The sequence below is a fragment of the Streptomyces sp. NPDC006326 genome, from assembly GCF_040612915.1.
In the GTDB taxonomy this organism is placed as follows: Bacteria; Actinomycetota; Actinomycetes; order Streptomycetales; family Streptomycetaceae; genus Streptomyces.
Window position 1 is genome coordinate 28,001 of record NZ_JBEXRC010000004.1, and the last position, 16,939, is coordinate 44,939.

15 protein-coding genes and 1 tRNA gene are annotated in these 16,939 nt (G+C 74.5%); 4 read left to right on the plus strand and 12 right to left on the minus strand.

The features are described from left to right. Positions 1-62 precede the first annotated feature (62 nt). The 4 genes from ABZ128_RS04550 to ABZ128_RS04565 all read right to left on the minus strand — a co-directional run bounded on the left by ABZ128_RS04550 (position 63) and on the right by ABZ128_RS04565 (position 6,034). Entirely contained in the window at positions 63-2,489 is a 2,427-nt protein-coding gene (locus ABZ128_RS04550) for a Helicase associated domain protein (protein ID WP_356846008.1), read from the minus strand. Between the two features lie 120 nt (positions 2,490-2,609). Next, a complete protein-coding gene (locus tag ABZ128_RS04555) occupies positions 2,610-4,400 on the minus strand; it encodes a sigma-70 family RNA polymerase sigma factor (protein WP_356846009.1) in 1,791 nt (596 codons plus the stop codon). A 411-nt stretch (positions 4,401-4,811) separates the two neighbouring features. Continuing rightward, positions 4,812-5,498: a hypothetical protein gene (locus ABZ128_RS04560; RefSeq protein ID WP_356846010.1), complete on the minus strand. Its 687-nt coding sequence runs from the start codon at positions 5,496-5,498 to the stop codon at positions 4,812-4,814. Then, complete coding sequence (locus tag ABZ128_RS04565) at positions 5,456-6,034, minus strand: serpin family protein (RefSeq protein WP_356846011.1); 579 nt, start codon at positions 6,032-6,034, stop codon at positions 5,456-5,458. Before ABZ128_RS04565 ends, ABZ128_RS04560 begins: the two co-directional genes overlap by 43 nt. A 273-nt stretch (positions 6,035-6,307) precedes the next feature. On the opposite strand from ABZ128_RS04565, the gene ABZ128_RS04570 reads away from it, so the two are divergent. Then, positions 6,308-6,381 (plus strand) — tRNA-Trp (locus ABZ128_RS04570). 148 nt (positions 6,382-6,529) lie between these two features. Here ABZ128_RS04570 and ABZ128_RS04575 read toward each other — a convergent pair. The 7 genes from ABZ128_RS04575 to ABZ128_RS04605 all read right to left on the minus strand — a co-directional run bounded on the left by ABZ128_RS04575 (position 6,530) and on the right by ABZ128_RS04605 (position 12,702). After that, complete coding sequence (locus ABZ128_RS04575; RefSeq protein WP_356846012.1) at positions 6,530-6,688, minus strand: hypothetical protein; 159 nt, start codon at positions 6,686-6,688, stop codon at positions 6,530-6,532. After that, on the minus strand, positions 6,685-7,242 hold the full coding sequence (locus ABZ128_RS04580; RefSeq protein ID WP_356846013.1) for a DinB family protein: 558 nt from the start codon (positions 7,240-7,242) through the stop codon (positions 6,685-6,687). Before ABZ128_RS04580 ends, ABZ128_RS04575 begins: the two co-directional genes overlap by 4 nt. 130 nt (positions 7,243-7,372) lie before the next feature. Continuing rightward, positions 7,373-7,768, minus strand: a complete 396-nt coding sequence (locus ABZ128_RS04585) for a VOC family protein (protein ID WP_356846014.1) — start codon at positions 7,766-7,768, stop codon at positions 7,373-7,375. A gap of 150 nt (positions 7,769-7,918) precedes the next feature. Beyond that, positions 7,919-9,538, minus strand: a complete 1,620-nt coding sequence (locus tag ABZ128_RS04590; RefSeq protein WP_356846015.1) for a N,N-dimethylformamidase beta subunit family domain-containing protein — start codon at positions 9,536-9,538, stop codon at positions 7,919-7,921. Positions 9,539-9,663: 125 nt separating this feature from the next. Continuing rightward, entirely contained in the window at positions 9,664-11,544 is a 1,881-nt protein-coding gene (locus ABZ128_RS04595) for an ABC transporter ATP-binding protein (RefSeq protein WP_356846016.1), read from the minus strand. A 350-nt stretch (positions 11,545-11,894) separates the two neighbouring features. Beyond that, positions 11,895-12,236 carry a hypothetical protein gene (locus ABZ128_RS04600; protein ID WP_356846017.1) on the minus strand — a complete coding sequence of 114 codons (342 nt, stop codon included), beginning with the start codon at positions 12,234-12,236 and terminating at the stop codon, positions 11,895-11,897. 127 nt (positions 12,237-12,363) lie between these two features. Then, the gene (locus ABZ128_RS04605; RefSeq protein ID WP_356846018.1) at positions 12,364-12,702 is read right to left on the minus strand and encodes a hypothetical protein; all 339 of its coding nucleotides are present in this window, start codon (positions 12,700-12,702) and stop codon (positions 12,364-12,366) included. 192 nt (positions 12,703-12,894) lie between these two features. On the opposite strand from ABZ128_RS04605, the gene galT reads away from it, so the two are divergent. The 3 genes from galT to ABZ128_RS04620 all read left to right on the plus strand — a co-directional run bounded on the left by galT (position 12,895) and on the right by ABZ128_RS04620 (position 16,128). After that, a complete protein-coding gene (galT, locus tag ABZ128_RS04610; RefSeq protein WP_356846019.1) occupies positions 12,895-13,935 on the plus strand; it encodes a galactose-1-phosphate uridylyltransferase in 1,041 nt (346 codons plus the stop codon). Continuing rightward, complete coding sequence (galK, locus tag ABZ128_RS04615; RefSeq protein WP_356846020.1) at positions 13,932-15,089, plus strand: galactokinase; 1,158 nt, start codon at positions 13,932-13,934, stop codon at positions 15,087-15,089. The genes galT and galK overlap by 4 nt, the downstream gene beginning before the upstream one ends. Positions 15,090-15,180: 91 nt before the next feature. Beyond that, a complete protein-coding gene (locus ABZ128_RS04620) occupies positions 15,181-16,128 on the plus strand; it encodes an aldo/keto reductase (protein WP_356846021.1) in 948 nt (315 codons plus the stop codon). Between the two features lie 55 nt (positions 16,129-16,183). Here the strand turns inward: ABZ128_RS04620 and ABZ128_RS04625 are convergent, their stop codons facing one another. Next, a complete protein-coding gene (locus ABZ128_RS04625) occupies positions 16,184-16,915 on the minus strand; it encodes a carbonic anhydrase (RefSeq protein ID WP_356846022.1) in 732 nt (243 codons plus the stop codon). Positions 16,916-16,939: the final 24 nt, after the last annotated feature.

The window sequence follows — 16,939 nt, forward strand, 5'->3', positions numbered from 1 at the left end:
CCAGGAGCCGAAGCGTCCGGGCAGGGCCGTCCACGGCGTGCCGGTGCGGTGCTGCGGCGGCCTCAGGGCCGGGGGGTGGACCACTGCATGTCGAGGGCGGTCAGGGCCGCCACCCGGTCCTCCGTCAGCAGGCCCGCCCGGGCGCGCTGGTTGGCGATCCACGAACCCAGCCGGAAGTCCTGGCCGCCGACCCGCTCCACGTGCGTGCGCGGCACCCGCAGATGGCCCTCGCGGGCGCGGAACTCCCGGGCCGCCTCCAGGTGCGCCGCCCACTTCTCGGCCTGGCTGCGCCGCGGCGGCGGGAGTTCCGGCCCCGTCGCCGGGGTCACCCCGAGGGTGTGCTCCAGCAGCCAGCGCTGCGCCCAGGTCAGCCGCTCCCAGGCCGACCGCTGGGCCCGTACCCACACCCCCAGGTCCTCACCCTGGACGACCACCTCGCCCCGGACCAGCGGCAGCCGGCCGCCCGCATCCAGGTGGACCCGCGTCAGGTGGAAGGCCCGCTGCCAGGAGATGTCCCACGCCGGACACCACGACGCGTCGACGGCCTCCAGCGCCTCCCGGCGCTCCTGAGACAACGCCCCCGGCCCCACGCGGCGGGCCGCCGCCCGCTGGTTCTTCACCCAGACGCCGACCGGCGCGCCGCGCCAGGTGGCGTCCACCGGGGGCAGCAGGTGCCCGTGCTCGGCCGCCCAGCCGCGGGCCGCCGCCAGACCCTCCTCGAAGGCCACGTCGAAGTGGCTCCACACCATCCCGAGCGCATCCAGCTGCGCGACCCGCTCCCGGCCGAGCGCACCCCGCCGGTGCGTACGCCGCGCGTCCGCGATCCACTGCCCGAGCGGGAACCCGGCCAGAGCCGGCGGCCACGCCGGATCACCGGCCGGCACCTTGAAGCCGTAGGGCACCTTCAGGTCCCCGGCCGCCTCCGCGTAGAGCCGGGCCGCCTCAACCCCCCGCCGCCAGTTCCCGTGCTCGGGATGCAGCACGCGCAGCCGGATGAAGGCGGCCAGCAGCGCCGGATCCCGCGGAGTGGAGAAGCTCAGCAGCGACTCGACCGCGGACCGGGACGCCGCGGCCTCCACCGGCTCCGAGGGCCGCCCCGGCACCTGCGGCTGCGCCAGCGCCTCCACCAGCCGGGTGTCGTGGGCCCGCAACGCCTCCAGGAGCCGCGCCAGGTCCCCGTACGCCCGGGAGGTCAGCATCGTCTGCGGGCCCTCGCCCGGCCCCAGCAGGACCGGCACCACCAGTGAGGCGACCTTGCCCTCGCCGGGCCGGATCCGCAGCGCCCGCCCCACCGCCTGTACGAGGTCGGGCATGGACCCCCGCACGTCGGCCCAGAAGACGGAGTCGCACTCCTTGGTGTCCACGCCCTCGCCGAGGACCCGGACGCTCCCGAGGAAGGCCTTCTCCGCTCCCCGGTCCGCGGCGAACGCCTCCAGCACCTGCCGCCGGTGCGCCGCCGAGTGCTGCCCGCACAGCCAGTCCGCCCGGACGGTACGGGGATACCCCGGCCGCCTGCCGCTGCCCGACGCCCTCAGCCGCTCCGCCACCGCCGGCAGTCCGGCAGCGAAGGCCTCGGCCTCCCGGGTCAGGTGATGGAACACCAGAGTCCGCCGGAAGCCCTGTTCGGCCGAGGCCTTCACCAGGGCCGCCTGCAGCGCCGCCAGCCGCGCCCCGCGCACCGCGTCCGAGCGGCCGTCCCGGCCCAGCAGCACGGCCGCCTGGAACGCAGGGTCGGTGACGTCCACGCAGACGACCCGGTACGGGGCGCAGATGCCCCGGTCGATGGCCTCGGCGAGGGTCAGGGTGTGGCAGCGGGCGCCGAACGGGCCCTGCGGGTCGTCCTCCATCGACGCGACGAGCTCGCCCCGCCCCGGCGAAGCCGAGCCCCCGGCGCCGCCCCCCTCGCCCTCCTCGGCGTCCTGCCAGACCCGGGGCGTGGCGGTCATGTAGAGCCGTCGCACGGAGGGGATACGGGCGTTGTCGTGCACCACCGCCCAGGGTTTGCCGAGCCGCCCGGAGGTGCGGTGCGCCTCGTCGACCACGATCAGGTCCCAGCCGGGCAGCCCGGCGAGGTGCGCGCGCTCGATGGTGCCGAGGCCGAGGGAGGCGTACGTGGCGTACACCGTCACCCGTTCCCCGGCACGGCCGCCCCGGGAGGCCAGTTCCGCCGGATCGGTGGTGGTGGGCAGGCCAGCCTCCTCGGGGCGCAGCGAGCACACGGCGAGGGAACGGCCGGTGCGGCCGCCCTCCCGCCAGGCCGTCACCGTCTGGACGAGCAGGTCCAGCGAGGGCACCAGGACCAGCACCCGGGCCGCCCGCAGCTCCTCGGCGGAGCGCACGGCGACGAGGGACTTGCCCGCACCGGTCGCCATGACCACCTGGGTGCGCAGCCCGGCTCCCGGCACCCGGCCGCCGGCGGGCAGCTGCAGGGCCCGCACCACGGCGTCGACCGCCTCCCGCTGGTGCGGACGCAGTTCCATCCTCGGCATGCGCGCCACCCCGCCCACTCTGATCTGCCCGTTCGGCTCCAGGTCCTATCTTGCCCTTTTCTTTGAAGCAACCGTGCAAGCACGCCCGGGGAGGCACGGACAGTCGAAAGCCCGGCGGAGCTACATGCGGGCCCCGAAGTTCTGCGTCCACCAGGGGCCGCCGGGCCCCTGGTGCATGCCCACGCCGATGTCCTTGAAGGAGCAGTTGAGGATGTTGGCCCGGTGGCCGGGGCTCTTCATCCACGCGTCCATCACGGAGGCCGCCGTCTGCTGGCCCTTCGCGATGTTCTCCCCGTACGTGGACCAGCGGTATCCGGCGGCGGTCGTCCGCTTGCCCGGGTCGGCGCCGTCGGGGTTGGTGTGGGAGAAGAAGTCCCGGTTCGCCATGTCGTCGGAGTGCCCCTGGGCGGCGGAGCGCAGCTGCGGGTCCTCCTTGAGGGGGCCACAGCCGGCCGCGGCGCGCTCGTCGTTGACCAGGGCGATGACCTGGCCCGCGATCCCCTGCGGGGCGGGTGCCGGAGCGGGCGCGGAAGTGCGCGGCGAGGCCGTCTTCGAGGGGGTCGGCGTCGGACTCGGGCTGGGGCTCTCGGCGGACGGGCTCGGGGAGGCCGACGCCGACGGGGAGGGCGAGGGGGACGGCGGGGCGGAGTCCGAGGGCGAGGCGCTCGCGGACTCGGGCGCCGACAGCGCGGCCAGCGGGGAGGGCGCGGCGCCCTCCGCCTCGGTATCGGCCGAACCGGGGAAACCGCCCAGGTAGGCGAGCCCGCCACCCGCGACGCAGGCGGCGATCACCGCACCGCCGATGGCCCGCCGGCGGCTGCGGCGGCGCTTGCGCAGTACGCTGCGGCCGCCGCCGGGGGTGCCGGCCGCGGCGCCGCCCTGTGCTGAGACGGTCGGGGTGAGCTGCGTCGCGTGGTCCGCGGACTGGCCGGGTATCGGAGAGCCGGAGCTCGGGCCCGCGGCCGTGCCGGGTATCGGGGCCGTGTCCCCGCCGCCGTCGAACCCGTACGCGCCCGCGCCACCGTCGAATCCGTACGCCCCTGCGCCGCCGTCGGGCCCGTATGCAGCCGCCGCGCCGCCGTCGGTCCCGTACGCCGCGCCCGCGGGGACGAAACCGCCCGCCGCCGCCGACCGTACGCCTGCCAGCAGCGCCGCCGACACCGGCACCAGGGCGAGGCCGGCGAGCAGTCCCTCCGCCGGGAGCAGGCCGTTCCACAGGCCCGCGCAGCGCAGGCACTCCCGCGCGTGCCGGGCTATTCGCTTGCGCCACAGCGTCGACGCCACCCCGTCCCAGCCGGCCGTCACCGTCCTCAGCGCCTCGCACGGCGGCTGGGCCTCCAGCGCCCGCTCCACCACCCGGGCGGACTCCAGCTGCGCCTTCATCCGCTGCACCCGCACCGCCGTGTGCTGCGGGGAGAGTTCGAGGGCCGAGGCCATCTCGGCGCGGGTCAGCTCACCGGCGCACTCCAGCCACCACAGCGACAGCAGCGCCCGGTCCTCGGGCTCCAGCCAGCGGGTGGCGCGGGCGGTTTCCCGCCGCTGGCCCTCCAACTGGAGCCGTACGACGGTCAGGTCCACGAAGTCGGCGCCGGGATCGGCCAGCTCCCAGGCGGCTTCCAGGCCGCTCTCACCGGGGGCGCTGTGCCGGGCCTGCCAGTGCGCACGCACCCGGTTCATGGCGATCGCGACCAGCCAGGACCGGAAGCTCTCGTCCGAGCGCAGGCCGCCCAGCCCGTCGAGCGCGCGGAGCATCGTGTCCTGCACCACGTCGTCCACGTCGCAGGACCCGTTCAGGGCCCGCCCGACGATGTTGTAGACGAGCGGCAGATAGGTGCCGACGAGCTCGTCCTGCGCGCGGGGATCGCCCGCGCGGGCCGCTGCCACCAGCGCTGCCGTGTGCTCAGTAGTCATGTGATGTTCCCTGTCCGTACCGGCCGTCGATGATGCCCAATACCTGGGAGACCGTCGAGCGCGGCCCTGATAACACTTATCGCGGAAATCCGGAGGACGAGTTCGCGGCCGGTGCGCAACGGGGCCGTACGGACGCGTCCACCCGGGTGGTGCCGCCTCGGCGCCGCAAGCATCGCATCCGCCCGGACAGCGCCGTCCGGCGCCCTCCGGGGCCGCTGCAGGAGGGAGCAGGAGCCTGCGCTGCCGCGCGGACCCCAGGGCCTACGACTCGGCCCCGCGCGCGGGATCGAGTCGGGCGAGCGCGGTGGCGCGGACACCGCCGACCGGGTGTCCCGGAGCGACGGGAACAGCAGGGCACGCCGACGGAGCGGACGGCACCTCGGCCGCGGCCCGCCGCGGCTGGACGCCCGGTCAGTCGTGGTCCGGGGAGTCGTACGCGAGGGGCTCCGTGACCCAGCCCGCGGCGAGCACGAGCCGGGAGGTGCGGTGCACGGCGAGGAAGCCGAACGGGCGGTGGAATCGGACGCAGACCCGCCGTGTGCGGTACGGCAGGCAGGGCACACCAGCCGCGGCGAAAGCGACTGCGTTCACCGCGGCGGCTTCGAAGCCCTCCGCGTGGAAGCGGGCCAGCGCCGATTGCCGGGCCGAGCCCAGGGTCAGGGGCACGGAGCTGATCCCCGGGAAGTGGTCCCCGTCCGGGGCGGAGGCGGCGCGCAGGCCGAACAGCCGCGCATGCCGGAGGAGATCGTGCTCGCCGCGTACGTCGAACGCCACCGTCCGGACGTCGAGGCGGGGTTCGCGGGTGGCCGACGGGACGGTCTGGACGGTCAGTCCCGGGCCCGGCTCCCCCTCGGGAAGCCGGCTTGCGCCCGTCGCGGTGATCTGCCGGGTGACGGCCGAGATCCCCGCGGTGAGGACGTCGCCCGGAGCTGCGGCCGGCTCGCCCAGCACGAGCCGGACATCGACCCCGCCGTCCCCGACCACCTCCAGCAGGGTCACCGGCCCGGCTGCTCCCTGCGCCACGCCGACCCGGTCCAGGAGCGAGGTGCTGCGGCTCAGCCCGAGCACCGTCCGCCCGGCCCACGGCCCTCCGTCCACCTCGTCCGGCTGGGCCCAGAAGGGTCCGGCTGGGCCCAGAAGGGCTGGATCCACTTCAGCCGGAGCGCGAGCGCCGAGGCCAGGACCAGCTGGACGGCAGCGGGCCCGGAGGGCAGCGCGACCCGCATCCGCTCGATCAGGCCGCCGGTCCGCTCCGCCGCCCACGCGTCCAGCGCCTCGCGGTCGGTGTCCGCCTGCCCGGTCAGCACCCCGCGCGCGCCCGCCGGCAGGGCGTCAGTCCAGCTTGCACACAGCGGGAGATCCGCGCGCGCCCACAGTCCCGTGGCCGCCTGCATGCCCGGTATGCCGGCCAGCCCGGTCAGCAGTTCGCGGGCCGTCTCCGCGGCGGAGTCGGCGGATGTGCCGAGGGCCTCGGCGAGTTCGGTGCGGGCGGGACCGGCCGCACCGTCGGCGAGGAGGGCGAGCAGGGGCCAGACCCCGGCAGCGGTGAGGGCGGTGCCGTGTTCGCGGCCGACCGCATGCCCGGCCCACCGGGCGGTGAGCCGGTTGACCGCCCGTACCGTCGTGTTCTTCATGGCGCGGAGCGTACGGGACCGGGCGTGACGTCGAGCCGCTCGGGACCGCGGTCAACTGTCCACCGTCCCCTACCTCCTGTCTCGGACCGTGGACGCCATCGCACTGGCCGCAGCGGCCCCCACCGCGGCTCGGCGCGGCCCTGACCAGCGGAAACGGGGCGCTCACCGAGGCCGTCGGCCTCCGGCGCCCCCGTGCGGGCAGAAGTTCACTCCACTTGATCCACAAAACAAGTGGATCTCGGGGCCGCGCCATGACATGGTTGGTCTCACCGAAGGGGTGTAGCTCAGCTGGTCAGAGCGCTGGTCTCCAAAACCAGATGCCGCAGGTTCAAATCCTGCCGCCCCTGCAAACAAGAGCAGTACGAACACCCCGAACGCCCGGGCGAGAGTCGACTCCCGCCCGGGCGTTCGGCGTTTGGTCCCCGAAGGGCGCGGCCGTCGGCTGCTCCGCGGTGACGGCGGTGTCCGTTTCAGCGGGCCCGGGCGAGGAAGAGGTCAGCCCGTACCGGAACGCACGCAGGTCGGTGAAGGCGCCCGCTGCTCGACGGCCGCGTCGTAGAGTTCGGCCACCTCCCCGAACACCTGGGCACGTGCCATGTCGACCTGGCCCGGCGCGGTCGTGCGCCTTCCCCCGGCCGGGCCGGCTTCCGTCACTGGCCCACCCTTCCGTCGACGCACTCGCGCAGCAGGTCGGCGTGTCCGCAGTGGCGGGCGTACTCGTCGATCCTGTGCACCATCAGCTCCCGGATCGCGATCCGCTCCCCGCCCACCCGCTCCCCCAGGTCCGGGTGCCCGGCCAGTGCGGCGTCGGTGGCGAGCTGCTCGCGTTCCAGATCGGCGTACGCGGCGTCGACCACGGCCTGTTCGGCGACCGCTCCGGCGAAGTCCGCGTCCTTCTCGCCGTACAGCGTCGGCAACGGGTCGCCTTCGGTGATCCAGTTGCGCCAGTCGCGTTCCACCTCGGCGAGGTGCCGGAGCAGGCCGAGCAGCGACATCGTCGACGGCGGAACCGACCGCCGGGCCAACTGCTCCGGATCCAGGTCCTCGCACTTCATCCGCAAGGTGATGCGGTAGTTCGTCAGGAAGTCCAGCAGGGTCGCCCGTTCCCCGTCCGGACTGTCCTCGTTGTTGCGCGGATCGTCGGCAGGATCGGCCCACATGTCGGGGTAGACGGTCGCCCGGGTCCATCGCGCGGGTTCATCGCTCATGCGTTGCATGGTGGTCTGCGCCAGCCCGGGTCCGCTACCGAGTTCTCACGGGCCCCGGGTGCCCGCGGGGGAGGCGTGCGTACGCCGTCGGGCCCTCCCCCGGCGGGGAGCGGGCCCGACGGCGCGTGCCTCAGCCGGCGTTCTCCGTGTACCCGTACGGACGGGTGATGATCTCCATCCCGTGTCCCGACGGGTCCCGGAAGTACAGTCCGCGGCCGCCGTCGTTGTGGTTGATCTCGCCCGGGTGCTTCATGTACGGGTCGGCGAAGTACGGGATCCCCGCCGATCGGATCTTCTCGAACGACACGTCGAACTCCTCCTCGGAGACGAGGAACGCGTAGTGCTGCACCGCGATGGACCCGGCCGGTGCGGTCGCGAAGTCCAGGGTGACGTCATTGCCGGTGGACACCGGGATGAAGGGGCCCCACTCGGCCCCGACCTCCAGGCCGAGGATGTGCGCCAGGAATTCGGCGGACTCCCGCTTGTCGAGGGAGTGGACGATCGTGTGGTTGAGCTGGACTGACATGGGTGAATGCCTCCGCAAGGCACCTCACGGGCACCTCCATGCCTCACCCGGCCGGTGACCGGCACGCGATGCCGTGATCACGATCCTAGGCGCCCGTTCCGGGAGGAGTCCACCGTGTTCCGGCCATCCGGCACCGGTCGGGCGCCGCCGTCACGAACCCCCGTACACCGCCTTGACGTTGTCCTGCGCGGGATGCGTCCGACCCGCCGGACCTGCCGCGAAGACCCGCAGCATGTTCTCCGTCACGCGCGTGGTGAGCGCTCCCGACCGCGCGTCCAGCCCGTGGTTGGCCCCGCTGCGGCCGTCGCCGGTGGCGTCCAGGGCCTCCACCCACCGCATCGTCCCGGTGGCGAACACGCCCGCGCCGCTCGGCGCCGTGTAGTACGCCGTGTCCTGGTGGCTCGGCCGGCCTTCGCACACCACGGGGGAGTGGGCCAGGATCTCGATCGGCCGGGGCGTCGGGAAACCGGTGTTGACCTTGTCGTACTCCACCCCCACCAGGTGCGGGAACTGGTCGCCGGCCTTCACTCCGGTCCCTTCGAACAGCCAGTGCCCCGGATGCGTCACCACGTAGGGGGCGTCCACCGGGTACCCGTCGTAGATCACGCCGAGCAGCGAGCTCTCGGGGTCGGCCCCGGGGGCCGAGCGGAAGTCGACGGTGGCCGGCCCGCCCCGTTTGAACCCCGGGTCCTGGTCGTAGGAGGACTTGTAGCAGACCACGGTGCGGTCCGGCCCGAGGTCGGAGGACTCCAGGCGGATCCTGCGGAAGCAGCAGTTGGCGCCGAGGATCGCGAGGTTGGTCCCGGCGTCCCGGGCCGCCGTGAAGTGGGCCCGCTGCTCGGGCGACCAGTACTCGTCGTGGCCGAGGGACAGCACCGCGGCGGCCCCTTCCAGCAGCCGCTTCTCGCGCGCCACGTCGGTGGTCGTCGCGTAGGCCAGCGGTATGCCGAGCCGTTCGGCGAGCGCCAGCAGCGGCGCCTCGTACACCAGGAACAGCCCCGCGCCGTCGTCGTACTCGTACGGCCGGTCGAAGGTCACGGCGAGGGACCGCGAGGCGTAGCCGCCGCTCGGGCCGTCGTAGCTGCCGTAACCGCCCCACCGGTTGTACGCCTGCCAGGTCGCCACCGCGTTCACCACGACCGTGCGTCCCGCCGTGGCCGCCGACCGGACGGTGACGGGCACGAACCGCTGCCCCTCGCCGCCCTGCGCGTCGAGCCGCAGCAGGTAGCAGCCCTCCGGCCAGCCCTTGGTGTCGATCGTGGCCGTACGGGGCCACCGGGTGCGGACCATGCGCGTCGCCGGGTCCACGGTGTGCTCGGGCTGCCGGACGCCGGGCAGCGCCTCGGAGCGCCACACCAGCCGGGCGCGGGCGCCGCCGTACCAGCCCATCCGGTAGGCGGAGACCGTGAACCGGGGCGCGGTGGTGGACACGTGCAGCCCGAACGGCTCGCCGGGCAGGACGCTGACCCGGTCGGCGAAGCCCTCGATGGCCCGCGCGGGCCCGGCCTTGGTGACGTGCCAGTCGGCGTTCCCGGGACGGGCGTTCTCGGCCTTGACGTCGAAGGCGCCCGGCCCGGTCGTCTTCCCTGCGGAGCCACTGGGGGCGGGGCCCTTCCCGGCTCCCCCCAGATCCGCCCGGCCGGCCCCGCCCGGGCGCGCGCAGCCGCCCACGGCTCCCAGCCCGGCTGCGGTGGCCGCCCCCGTCGCGATGGCGAGGAAGCGCCGCCTGCCCGCCCCTTCGCCGTCCCCGGCTATGTGCTCCTGATCCATGGAGGGCACGTTATGTCACCCTTCAGGCCCCCTCGCTGCCGGGTTCGGGCAGGCCGTCCCACCGGCTCCGCCGGACCGGTGCACGGCGGGGCGCGCCGGCGCCCGCGCCGTGCGGCGGACCCCGCCTAGCGGTCCTGGGAGAGGCGGACCAGTTCGGCGAAGGGGCCGCCCCGGCGGACGAGTTCCTCGTAGGTGCCCTGTTCGGCGATCCGGCCGGCGTCGAGGACGATGACGCGGTCGGCCAGGCGGCAGTTCTCCATGCGGTGGGTGACGATCACCGTGATGCGGTCGTCCTTCATGGCGCGCAGCCCGGAGAAGACCATGTGCTCGCCGCGCGGGTCCATGGCGGACGTCGGCTCGTCCATGACCAGCAGGCCGGGCTTGCGGTGGAAGGCCCGCGCGCAGGCGATCCGCTGCCACTGGCCGCCGGAGGGCTCGTGGCCGCCCCACAGGGAGCGGGCCAGCAGCGTGTCCAGGCCCTGCGGGAAGGCGGCGACGGCGTCCTTCAGGCCGACGGCGGCGAGGGCGTCCCAGACGGCGTCCTCGCCGCGGGGGTCGGACTGCCCGAGCGTGACGTTCTCGCGGGCCGAGAAGGGCCACCACCCGTAGGACTGGGTGACCAGGCCGACGTGCCGCCACGCGGAGCGCTGGTCGGCGTCGGAGGTCGGCACGCCGTCCCAGGTGACCGTGCCGGTGGTGGGAGTGGTGAGGCTGGTCAGGAGGCGGATGAAGGTGGACTTGCCCGCGCCGTTCTCGCCGACGAGGGCGACGACCTCGCCGCGGTGGAGGGTGAGGTCGACCGGACCGAGCGCGGGGTCGTCCTTGCCCGGGTAGGTGTACGTGGCCGCCTCAAGGCGGATCTTGCCCGGGGCCTCCAGCTCCTGCGGGCCGCGCGGCCCGGACTGCTCGGCGGCCTGGCGGATGAAGGTGGCGTAGTCGCCGAGGTAGAGGGCGTGCTGGAACATGGCGGCGCCGTACACCACGAGCTGCGACAGCGCGGCGGTGGAGGTGCGCATGGCGACGATGGCGGTGCCGGCGGCGCCGAGTGCCAGGTAACCGCCGATCACGAGGGCGCCGAGACAGGCCCACGTCAGGACGGTGAAGAGGCCGGAGACGACCGCGGCGGTGAGGTGGACGGCCAGGTAGCGGGGAGCGGAGCCCACCATGGTGGAGTCGATGCGTGCGCAGACGGCGGCGTACCAGTGGTGGGCGTACGGGCGCATGCTGTTGCCGCGCAGCTCGTCCGCGAGCTTGGGGGTGGTGAGGTGCCAGCGCATCATGTGGCGGATGTTGCGGGAGGCGATCGTCTCGTTGTGGAGACGGTAGTCGAGGCGGGCGGCGAAGACTGAGCCCAGGCCGCGGGGGATGACCGACAGCAGGAGCAGGGGCAGCAGCACGGGGTGGACGACGGACAGGACCGACGCGACGGCGACCATGTCGATCAGGCCGCCGGTGAGGCCGAGCGCGTCCTGCAGCAGCATCGCGGAGCGGGCGGATCCGGTTTCGGCGGCCTCCGAGCGCTCGGTGAAGTCGGGGGCGTCGTAGGCGGACAGCTCGACGTCCATGTGGGCGTCGACCATCGCCAGGTCGGCGATGGTCGACATACCCGGGTTCAGGCGCCGGGCGGCACTCCCCGAAGCGAGGGAGGCCAGCGCCCCCAGGGCCGCCATCGCCGCTGCGGCGGCGAGCGGCCAGGCGGCGCCCGTGACGCGCTCTTCGACGGTGCCGTCGGCGAGCAGCGGGCCCATGGCCCGGGAGACGGCCGTGAGAGCGGCGGCCGTGCAGATGCCGCCGAGCACCTGGGCGCAGACGAGCCAGACGAACGCGGTCCGGTTCACCGCCCAGGCCAGCCGGGCGGTCTGGGCGAGCGCGGCCGGCACCCGGCGGGCCATGTCGGCCAGCGAGAGCTGCTCCATGGACTTGTTGTGCTGTCCCCAGGTGTACGTGAACTCCGGGGGCGCGGGCAGGACAGCGGCTTTCGGTTCCTCGGCTTGTTTCCGGGCCACGGTGTTCCTCCTCCAACTCGTCGGTGAGGGAAGTCGCTCCGCTCCCTCGGACGACGGCATGGCGAGGAAACCCCAGCCTCCGGGTGCGGAGGCGGGGGGCGGGTGCGCCGGGGGAGCGGAGCAGTGAGTACACAGCAGCCCGGAGGGTGGAGCAGCGCGATCCGGCCGACCTGGCGGGGGTGGGGGCGCCGGTGTGCCGACGGGGCGGGTCGGGGTCCGGCCGCAGCGCGGGGGAGGCGATTGGCCGGAACCGGCCGGTGGCAGGGGCGCCCGCCGGAAACCGCTTGCGGGGGCGGGGTCGGCCCGGCTGCGCCCGCGGGGCGGCCCGGATCCGCTGCGGGTCCGCGGCCTCAGTCCGAAGGCTGCTCGACGACGCTGGTGCCGCTGCCCTCCTGGGACTCCCACGTCCACGTCTCCTCCAGGCGGAGCCGGCCGTCGGGGAGTTCCCTCACCAGCGAGGTGCAGTGCCCGGAGGCGGTGGTGCCGTCGCGTCGGAGCTGGACGTAGCGGAAGTCGAGCCCGTCGCCCGAGCGGGTTCCGACCAGGTGGCCCCTGACCACGTCCCCGCCGGAGTACTCGGCCCAGATCCGGTCCTCCTGCTCGTGGTACACGAACCGGGTCTCCCGGCCGACCTGGCCCGGCGCCTGGTCGGCGACCGGGACGAAGACGAGGCCGTCGAGCGAGCGCGCCATGGATGACTCCTGGGGGAACCGGGCCGGGCCAGGACCGCCCGGCGACACGTACGAGGTGCCTCCTCACCCTAAGCGGCAGGCCCAGGACGGCCGGCGGCCGGTGCCGAAGCCGGTGAACGAGGCGCCGTCAGGGCTCGAACGGGGTGTCGCTCCACCGGAACCGTGCCTCGTCGCCGTCGATGTGCAGCAGGAACTCTGCGACCGGACCGGTCGGAGAGACCAGGGTGAGCCGCCGGGCGATCGAATCGTGGACCTCGTCGAACCGCTCGAAGTCCTCCTGCGCGAGTACGGCGCGGGCCTCGTCGAACCAGGGCTTGAACACCGCGAAAGCCGGCTGCGGGGTGAAACGACCGCTCAACCACGGGAAGTCGAACCCCTCGATCGCGATCTCGCCCACGAGCTCCCGCCCGTCTTCCTGCCCCCACCGTCGTTCCAGCCGCCATACCCGGCCGTCTTCACGTTCCATGCGCCCCGCCCCTTGCGTCTCCGGCACCTGTGGGCCCCTGCGTGGAAGGGCCGGCCGCCCTGGTGAAGCCCAGGTCCTCCGTCAAGGTAGCGCCGGCCGGGCCCCCGCGACGCCCGGGGGCGGGCCGACCGCCCCGCCCGGCGTCCACACCCGCCAGTGACCCGGGCCGCTCCGGTGAGAGAAGCTCTCCCCGTGAAGCGAACGAGCACCCGCCTGGCCGACGGCCGCGAGATCCTCTACTACGACACCGACGACGGAGCGGCCCGCGCCGTCCCCGACACCCGCCCCCTCGAAGCCTGCGCCACCGCCTCCGAGGTGCGCCGCGACCCCCTGCTCGGCGACGCCGTGGTCATCGCCTCCCACCGCCAGGGCCGCACCCACCTGCCGCCGGCCGACGCCTGCCCGCTCTGCCCCTCGACCGAGGGCCGGTCGGGCGAGGTCCCGGCGCCCGACTACGAGGTCGTCGTCTTCGAGAACCGCTTCCCCTCCCTCGCAGGGGACACCGGCCGCTGCGAGGTCATCTGCTTCACTCCCGACCACCGGACCTCCTTCGCCGAGCTCGACGAGGAGCGCGCCGCGCTGGTGCTGGCCGCCTGGACCGACCGCACCGCCGAACTCTCCGCCCGCGCGGGCGTCCGGCAGGTCTACTGCTTCGAGAACCGGGGCGCCGAGATCGGGGTCACCCTCAGCCACCCGCACGGCCAGATCTACGCCTTCCCCTTCGTCACCCCGCGCACCACCCGCATGCTCGCCACCGTCGCCGCCCACCGCGCGGCCACCGGCGGCAACCTCTTCGACGAGGTGCTCGCCGCCGAGCGGGCCGAGGGCACCCGCGTCGTCCTCGAAGCCGAGCACTGGACCGCCTTCGTGCCCTACGCCGCGCGCTGGCCGTACGAGGTGCACCTCTACCCGCACCGCCGGGCGGCCGACCTGACCGCCCTGGACGGCCCGGCCCGCGCCGAGTTCCCCCGCGTCTACCTGGAACTGCTGCGCCGCTTCGACCGGCTCTTCGGGCGGCCCGACCCCACCCCGTACGTCTCCGCCTGGCACCAGGCGCCGACCACGGGCGAGGGCCGGGCCGACTTCGCGCTCCACCTGGAGCTCTTCACCGTCCGCCGCACCGCCGACAAGCTCAAGTACCTGGCGGGGACCGAATCCGGGATGGAGGCCTACATGAACGACGTGCGGCCCGAGGACGCGGCCGCGCGGCTGCGGGAGGTGGCGAGCCGGTGAGCGGGACGGCCCAGGGGTTCAGGGAGCTGTATGGGTACCCGCCCGAAGGGGTCTGGGCGGCGCCCGGCCGGGTCAACCTGATCGGCGAGCACACCGACTACAACGACGGCTTCGCCCTGCCCTTCGCCCTCCCGCAGCGCACCGAGGCGGCCGCCGCCCGGCGCACCGACGGGATGCTCAGGCTCCACTCCGCCGACACCCCGTCCGGCGTGGTGACCCTCGACCCCGCCCGGCTCGACCCCGCGCACCCGCCGAAGGGCTCCGACAGCTGGGCCGCGTACCCGGCCGGCGTCCTGTGGGCCCTGCGGGAGGCCGGCCTTCCGGTCGGCGGCGCCGACCTGCACGTACGGTCCGAGGTGCCGACGGGCGCCGGGCTGTCCTCCTCCGCCGCCCTGGAGGTGGCCACCGCCCTGGCCCTCACCGACCTGTACGGGATCCCGCTCGGCCGCCCCGAACTGGCCGCGCTGGCCCGCCGCGCCGAGAACGCCTACGTCGGCGTGCCGTGCGGGGTGATGGACCAGATGGCCTCGGCGTGCGCCACCGACGGCCACGCCCTCCACCTGGACACCCGCAGTCTCCGGCAGGACCACATTCCCTTCGACTGCGCGGCCGCGGGGCTGCGCCTGCTGGTGATCGACACCCGGGTCAAGCACGACCTGGCCGACGGGGCGTATGCCGAGCGCCGTGCCTCCTGCCACGGGGCGGCCGCCGCCCTGGGCCTGCCCGCGCTGCGCGACCTCCCCTACGGTGAGCTGGAGCAGGCGCTCGCCCGCCTGCCGGACCCCGTCGCCCGCAGCCGGGTCCGGCACGTCGTCACCGAGAACGAACGCGTCGTGCGGGTCGAGGAGTTGCTGCGGGCCGGGCGGCTGCGCGAGACGGGACCGCTGCTGACCGAGGGACACCGCTCGCTCCGCGAGGACTACGCGGTCTCCTGCCCGGAGCTCGACCTCGCGGTGGCCACCGCGAACGCGGCGGGCGCGTACGGGGCGCGGATGACCGGCGGAGGTTTCGGCGGCTCCGCACTGGCCCTCGTCGACGCGGAGGCCGAGCCGGTGGTGACGCGGGCGGTGACGGAGGCCTTCGCCCGCGCGGGGTACGGGCCACCGCGGATCACGGCGGCCGCACCCTCCGCCGGCGCGGCCCGGATCCTGTGAACGGAGGCGGAGCGGTGCCTAGACCGGCGCCCGGTTCATCGTGATCCGGGCGCCCGCCGTGGTCCGGACGAGTGTGGAGGGCACCCCCGGCATGCACCATCTCCCCCTGGGCCGTTCAGGACTCCGGGTCTCCGCCGTCGGTCTCGGCTGCAACAACTTCGGCGGCCGCCTCGACGCCCGGGCCACCCGCGCCGTCGTCGACGCCGCCCTCGACGCGGGGGTCACCCTGTTCGACACCGCCGACATCTACGGCGGTCGCGGCGGCTCCGAGCGGCACCTCGGCCAGGCCCTCAAGGGCCGCCGCGACCAGGTGGTCCTCGCCACCAAGTTCGGTTTCGCGGGCATGGACATGGAGTACGGGCCCGCGGCCGGCTCCCGGGGCGGGCGCGCCTACATCCGGCGCGCCGTGGAGGAGTCCCTGCGCCGCCTGGACACCGATCACATCGACCTCTACCAGCTGCACAGCCCCGATCCCGCCACCCCGGTGGCCGAGACCCTGGCCGCGCTCACCGAGCTCGTCGCCGAGGGCAAGGTCCGCTACATCGGGCACTCCAACTTCAGCGCCTGGCAGCTCGCCGAGGCCGCGCACGTCGCCCGGGAGACCGGCGCCGCCCCCTTCGTCTCGGCCCAGAACGAATGGTCGCTGCTGGAGCGCTCGGCGGAGGCGGAGCTGCTCCCGGCCGCCCGGCACTACGGGGTCGGCGTGCTGCCGTACTTCCCCCTCGCCAACGGCCTGCTGACCGGCAAGATCCGCCGGGGAGCGCCGGTCCCGCCCGGCTCCCGCCTCGAAGGACGCCCCGCGTACCTCACCGAGGAGCGGCTCGACACCGTCGAAGCGCTGGCCGCCCTCGCCGGCCGGCACGGCCGCACCGTCCTCGAACTCGCCATCGGCTGGCTCCTGGCCCAGCCCGGGTGCGCCTCGGTGATCGCGGGCGCCACCTCCGCCGAGCAGGTACGGGCCAACGCCGCCGTCGCCGGCCGGCCGCTGGAGCCGGAACTGCTGGCGGAGATCGACGTGATCGCGCAGGCGCGGGGCTGAGCGCTCGGCGGGGCCGGGTGCGCGTCCGAGCTGAACGCCCCTCGGAGCTGAACGCTCAGGCGGGCGAACCCGTGAGGACCTCCACCTTGCCCGTGTCCAGCGAGTAGTAGGCACCGACGACGGCCAGGGCGCCCTTCTTCACGAGGGGCCCCAGGTCGGCATTGGCCCGCAGATCGTCCGCGGTCACCTTGACCTGGTGGTGGATCATGGTGTCGACGGGGTCGGCGCCCGGGTTCTCGGCCGTCAGCTCGTAGGCGGGCACCAGCGCCTTTGCGATGGCCTGCAGGTTGCCGGGCAACGTCGTGCCGCCCTTCAGCGCCTTGTACGCGGCCTCGATGGCCCCGCAGCGCTGGTGTCCGAGCACCACGACCAGCGGGGTGCCGCCGGTCATGGGCCCGTACTCGACGGAGCCGGTCACCACCGGGCCGACCACCTGCCCGCCCGTGCGCAGGACGTACAGGTCCCCGAGCCCGGTGTCGAAGATGAGCTCGGGCGCCACCCGGGAGTCGATGCACGAGAGCACCACCCCGAAGGGGTCCTGCGCCTCGGCGACCAGTTCCCGCCGCTCGGGATCCCGGTCGGGGTGTTCGAGGTCGCCGCTCACCCAGCGCCCGTTGCCGTCCATCAGCCGGGTGAACGCGGCCCGGGGTGTGGCGGGCCGCGGCGGGGGAGCCGCGGTCGCCACCTTCGCGGTCCTCGGGGACGAACATCCCGAGAGGGCGGCGGCGGTGGCCGCGAGGCCGCCCGTCAGCACGGCCCTGCGGGCCGGAAGTCCTGCTCTGTCCATCGCTGGTGCCCCTCGGTGCCGCGC